At 35.1% G+C, this 4862-nt stretch carries 8 protein-coding genes; all 8 read left to right on the top strand.

Annotated elements, in window-relative coordinates; all coding sequences use genetic code 11:
* The first annotated feature begins 66 nt into the window (after positions 1-66).
* Positions 67-345 (top strand): type II toxin-antitoxin system RelE/ParE family toxin, encoded by a 279-nt coding sequence (locus A6E04_RS18045; protein ID WP_017023496.1) that lies wholly within the window; start codon positions 67-69, stop codon positions 343-345.
* The gene (locus A6E04_RS18040; protein WP_017023495.1) at positions 345-638 is read left to right on the top strand and encodes a HigA family addiction module antitoxin; all 294 of its coding nucleotides are present in this window, start codon (positions 345-347) and stop codon (positions 636-638) included. Before A6E04_RS18045 ends, A6E04_RS18040 begins: the two co-directional genes overlap by 1 nt.
* A 114-nt stretch (positions 639-752) precedes the next feature.
* Positions 753-1202 (top strand): DUF3024 domain-containing protein, encoded by a 450-nt coding sequence (locus tag A6E04_RS18035; RefSeq protein ID WP_244886292.1) that lies wholly within the window; start codon positions 753-755, stop codon positions 1200-1202.
* A gap of 159 nt (positions 1203-1361) precedes the next feature.
* Positions 1362-1961 carry a hypothetical protein gene (locus A6E04_RS18030; RefSeq protein ID WP_065612028.1) on the top strand — a complete coding sequence of 200 codons (600 nt, stop codon included), beginning with the start codon at positions 1362-1364 and terminating at the stop codon, positions 1959-1961.
* Between the two features lie 133 nt (positions 1962-2094).
* Positions 2095-2499 carry a GFA family protein gene (locus A6E04_RS18025; RefSeq protein ID WP_065612027.1) on the top strand — a complete coding sequence of 135 codons (405 nt, stop codon included), beginning with the start codon at positions 2095-2097 and terminating at the stop codon, positions 2497-2499.
* A gap of 260 nt (positions 2500-2759) precedes the next feature.
* Entirely contained in the window at positions 2760-3044 is a 285-nt protein-coding gene (locus tag A6E04_RS18020; RefSeq protein WP_065612026.1) for a hypothetical protein, read from the top strand.
* A 166-nt stretch (positions 3045-3210) separates the two neighbouring features.
* Entirely contained in the window at positions 3211-3597 is a 387-nt protein-coding gene (locus A6E04_RS18015; RefSeq protein ID WP_065612025.1) for a tautomerase family protein, read from the top strand.
* Positions 3598-3759: 162 nt separating this feature from the next.
* Entirely contained in the window at positions 3760-4752 is a 993-nt protein-coding gene (locus A6E04_RS18010; protein ID WP_065612024.1) for a hypothetical protein, read from the top strand.
* Positions 4753-4862: the final 110 nt, after the last annotated feature.

Here is a 4862-nt window from a genome sequence, read left to right as displayed (position 1 = left end):
GTTATGCAGGCGTTATATTTTTTATTGAAACTTGCGTCATAATGCGCAACGCGCTACACTCTTCGTATGATTAAAACATTTAAGCACAAAGGTCTTAAAAAGTTTTTTGAGACTGGCAGTAAAGCGGGCATTCAAGCGAAACATGATCGCAAATTGAGAATGCAATTAGCCGCGATAGATACTGCAACCATTATCGATGATGTTGATTTGCCGGGTTTCAAGCTTCATCCTTTGAAAGGGGATAGAGATGGAATTTGGTCAATTACAGTAAATGGTAACTGGCGTGTTACTTTCGAGTTTATCGATGGTAATGCTTACATTTTAAATTACGAGGATTACCATTAATGGCTATGTACAATCCCCCACATCCAGGTGAGTTTATCCATGACGTTTATATGGAACCATTTGGCTATAGTTGTCGCTTTGTTGCTAAACAGCTTGATGTTGCGGCTTCAACTCTAAATCGAGTGATAAAGGGTAAGAGTTCAATTTCACCTGAAATGGCATTACGTCTTTCAAAATCACTAGGTCGTACACCTGAGAGTTGGTTAACAATGCAAGATAATTACGATCTATGGCAAGCTAAACAAAACGTGAATTTAACTAAGGTGCACACAATCAATTTTGCTATGGCGTAGTAAAATATAACAAATGCATCAACACGATTTACTACACTCGGCATCTCAGGTTGTCGGGTATTTCTCGTTTTAAGGTGTCAATTTCAAGTATAATTACATAGTAGTAAACGTGTTATGCAGGCGTTATGTGCTTTTGTGGTCAAAACTGAGTATCGTTTTGGAAATCAATTAGCTAACAGAGTAAACTCAATCAAAATTACTATTGTTGAGGTTAAAATGGCATTCTCAGAATTTGAATTAAAAAGATATGGGAAGGTAATCGAGGATTTTTTAGTAGTTCATCGTCCACCTATTGAATTGAGAGTGCAAGTTGATATCTCTTATCGTATTGATGGGCAAAGTATCGAAATCTTTGAACTTAGACCTGTATGGAATGATCCTACCAAAATAACTGAATGCTCAATTGCAAAAGCAACTTACGTTAAATCTAAAAATGAGTGGAAAATTTACTGGATGAAATCTGATTTTAAATGGCATAGCTATGAACCAGTCCAATCAGTAAAGGAATTGTCTTCTTTTACGGAAACAGTTGCTGCCGATGAGTACAGTTGTTTTTGGGGGTAAAAATAGAACGCACATAACAAATGCATCAACACGATTTGCTACACTCGGCGTTGTCGGTTTGCCTTTAGTTTCAGTGATTAAGGCAGTAAAATTCAGCTAAGTCTGTATCGTAGCAAACGTGTTATGCAGGCGTTATGTTTCAGGTAAATGGGAGGGCAAATGGAAATCAGTATTAAGCCACCAAAAGGCATGAAAACCGTCATGGTTGACAATAAACCAATTGGGTATGTTAGAGATGTAGCTGACCGTAACGAAGCCGCTAGATTAGCTCAAGAACTTATTAAGTCAAAAGGGCTTTGGCGAGATATTTCTAAGTCTGAATCCATTTATAATCAAGCTCAGTCTTTCGCTAATACCTCAGCCTATCTTTACGAAAGAGATTTAAAGTCGTTACCAAGAAATCCACAAAGCATCGCACCGTTCGTGGTAAATGCAGCATTTAGTGCTGAAATGTATCTTAAGTGCTTACAAGAAATTAATGGTCAAATAAGTGAGTCTCATGTATTAACTGCTTTATTTAAATCTTTACCAAATAAAGTCAAAGATAAGATCAATAAAACATCGAAGAAACTTGAGAGCCAATATCAAATTGAACAAGGTATTTTGTTTAAAGAACACCTGAAGAACATTAATCATGCATTTGTGAATTGGCGTTATATTTATGAAAAAAGTAATGAAAATGTAAACATTCAACAAACGATTTTCGTCTTGCAAGTATTACATGAGGTATCCGCAATAGAATGCGGCTTAAAAACATAACAAATGCATCAACACGATTTGCTACATTCGGCATTCTAGGTTTCTTTTTGTTTACCGTGTTAAGTGGTAAATTTTAGCTTAATCTGCATGGTAGCAAACGTGTTATGCAGGCGTTATGCGCTTAGGAGGAAAAATGGAAATGTTAACTGGCTCATGCCTATGTGGAAAAATTGGAATTGAAGTCCCAGATGATTTTGATTATATGGGAAATTGTCATTGCTCTGAGTGTCGTAAATTTACTGGCTCGGATTACTCATCAGTTGGTGGGATTTCATCGTCAAAATTTGCTTTTACAAAAGGTGAGGAGTTTGTTTCCATTTACTCAAAAAGTGAGGAAACAGAATTAGCATTTTGTAAGTGTTGCGGTTCAAGCTTATTTTCTAGAAAAATCACCGGTGGTAAACATAATATTCGTTTAGGTATTCTGGATAGCACACCAACGCATAAACCTAACTTTCATATCTTTGTTGCTTCAAAAGCTCCTTGGTTTGATATTAATGATGGTCTTAAGCAATTTGATAAAGGTCCAGAAAAATAGTGGGCAACTGATAGAGCGCGCATAACAAAGCCATCAACACGATGCTTATAACATTCGGCGTTTTTGGTTTGAAGTATAATTGGTTTGGAAAGTAAGTCGTCAGCACGTGTTATGGCGGCGTTAGGCGAATATCACGTTTTGATGAATTTAGTAGAAACGTCTAGGCTTTTTTAGCTGATTTATTTGGATTTTGCTATCCATTCAAATGTTTAACTTTGTTATTATGAGAGTTGATTTTTATATAAAAGGACAAAATATCAATGGATAAAGGCCTTGAAATTAAATTTATTTTATACTTTTTAAACTCACTGAAAATACGAGCGACTTATAAAGCTGTTGGTGATCTTGTTGGATTAGCTCCAGTCGGAGTAAGTAATTATCTTGGTAAAAAAAGGCCATTCGCTTCTTGGATTGTGAGTAGTGATTCGAAAAAGTCATTTATGCCGACTGGATATAATGAAAACGAAATCCATCCAGATTTAAAGAAATCTAAAGTGTTAATGACTGTTGAGGAATTGACAAAAGAAATAGATAAGCATAATTGATTTTAGATGGTTTGAAATTTATACGATCAATTTAGTTTTCGCCTAACAAAGCCATCAACACGATGCTTATAACATTCGGCGCTTTTGGTTTAGAGTATAATTGGTTTGGAAAGTAAGTCGTCAGCACGTGTTATGGCGGCGTTATACGTTTTTGAGGGAATGAAAAATGGTAGTGGTTTACGGAATAAAAGAGAATTTAGATCCAATTAAAGCGAAATTGTCAGACGTGATCCAATCGTGTCTTAATTCTGAAATTGGTTTGCCTGAAGATAAGCGGGCTCATCGTTTTATACCAATGGATAAAGAAGATTTCTATTATCCAGATGGTCGTAGTAACGCTTATACCGTGATTGAAATAAATATGATGGAAGGTAGGGCGGTTGAAACGAAAAAGGCGTTAATTAGGTCTTTATTCTCTACAATTGAATGTGAATTAGGAATATCCCCAATTGATGTTGAAATTACCATTAAAGAACAACCAGCTCATTGTTGGGGTTTCAGAGGCATGACTGGCGATGAAGCAAAAGATCTGAAATATCAGGTCAACGTATAACAAAGCAATCAACACGATTTATTACATTCGGCGTTGTAGGTTTGTCTTTGGTTTTGGTGTTTAAGGCAGTAAAATTCAGCTAAGTCGTCGTAGTAATAAACGTGTTATTGCGGCGTTAGTTCTTGTTTTTGATACTTTTGTAAACAATATTATGGATGATTAATGGATATTCGATGTACATTGAGAAATGAGCTAAATTTATTAGCAGAAAGGGAAATGCAAAATAAGGGCTATAAATGGAAAGCAGATACTAAAATATCCTCTTTTCACCAGTATATGAATCTTCTAAATCGCGAAATTAGCCCTATACCAAGAATGGTATTTATGTCTAAAAATCTTGATTGCCCCTTAGAATGTAAAGATGGATTTGATGCTTTGGTTAATGGTTTTAAATTGGGGTTCAATATAAATGCTTACTTAAGTAGTAATTTAAAAGATGCTAGTTATAACGATAGTTTTCTAAATGATTTTGGTTTACATCATTTTCACTTAGGTACAGGGATTTGTGAATCAGGAAAAAGTAAAGGTTTCATTAATAGAACTGGCCCAATCCTAATCGCCTATGTAACGGAAGAATCAGTATATTTTTTGCGGGTGAGTAAGCACGGTAAAGGAGGAGTTCCTTATTTGTGGACCGAACAATCCCTGATTGAAATTATGCATGAAGAATGGCCAGAGTTACTTAAACCTTATACAATTTATGGAATCTCTCAATCATCAGAAATTCTTACTTCTGAGCAAAGACAAAATTTAAGAAAGAATTCGTGTAATGCATTAATAGAAATGCCAGACGGTACTAACTATGCTCCAATTGGAGGAGGAATTACTTCTGCTGATACAAATATCAAATTTACAAGGGATTTTGATGTATTTTATGCTGAAGCAAAATTAATTCTGAAAGAACTATGTAAATATATTAATAAAACAAATGACTATAGTATGAGATTTCCAGTTAAATTATCACTTAAGGCTTTATCTAATGGATTTTTATATGAGGATGTAATAAATAAAACTCAATATCTAGTCAGATTGACTAATTCTATAAATTTGCAAATTACGGGATTCCGGCAGGGTGAGTTACCAGAATACTATCCTCATTTTGATGGCTATAAAGTGAATGCGATTACCGAATCAATCATTACCAACAAAAACTAACAAATGCATCAACACGATGCTTATTACATTCGGCGTTTTTGGTTTGAAGTATAATTGGTTTGGAAAGTAAGTCGTCAGCACGTGTTATGGCGGCGTTATAAATAGCGAGG

It is taken from the genome of Aliivibrio logei (assembly GCF_001691055.1).
Classification (GTDB): domain Bacteria; phylum Pseudomonadota; class Gammaproteobacteria; order Enterobacterales; family Vibrionaceae; genus Aliivibrio; species Aliivibrio salmonicida.
The sequence above is the reverse complement of the archived record's forward strand: the minus strand, read 5'-3'. Positions and strand labels throughout refer to the sequence as shown.

Bases quoted from the DNA above. Each gene is read 5' to 3' on its own strand.
- A6E04_RS18025 (WP_065612027.1), top strand. From the start codon at position 2,095: ATGGAAATGTTAACTGGCTCATGCCTATGTGGAAAAATTGGAATTGAA.
- A6E04_RS18045 (WP_017023496.1), top strand. From the start codon at position 67: ATGATTAAAACATTTAAGCACAAAGGTCTTAAAAAGTTTTTTGAGACT.
- A6E04_RS18040 (WP_017023495.1), top strand. From the start codon at position 345: ATGGCTATGTACAATCCCCCACATCCAGGTGAGTTTATCCATGACGTT.
- A6E04_RS18010 (WP_065612024.1), top strand. From the start codon at position 3,760: ATGGATATTCGATGTACATTGAGAAATGAGCTAAATTTATTAGCAGAA.
- A6E04_RS18020 (WP_065612026.1), top strand. From the start codon at position 2,760: ATGGATAAAGGCCTTGAAATTAAATTTATTTTATACTTTTTAAACTCA.
- A6E04_RS18030 (WP_065612028.1), top strand. From the start codon at position 1,362: ATGGAAATCAGTATTAAGCCACCAAAAGGCATGAAAACCGTCATGGTT.
- A6E04_RS18015 (WP_065612025.1), top strand. From the start codon at position 3,211: ATGGTAGTGGTTTACGGAATAAAAGAGAATTTAGATCCAATTAAAGCG.
- A6E04_RS18035 (WP_244886292.1), top strand. From the start codon at position 753: ATGCAGGCGTTATGTGCTTTTGTGGTCAAAACTGAGTATCGTTTTGGA.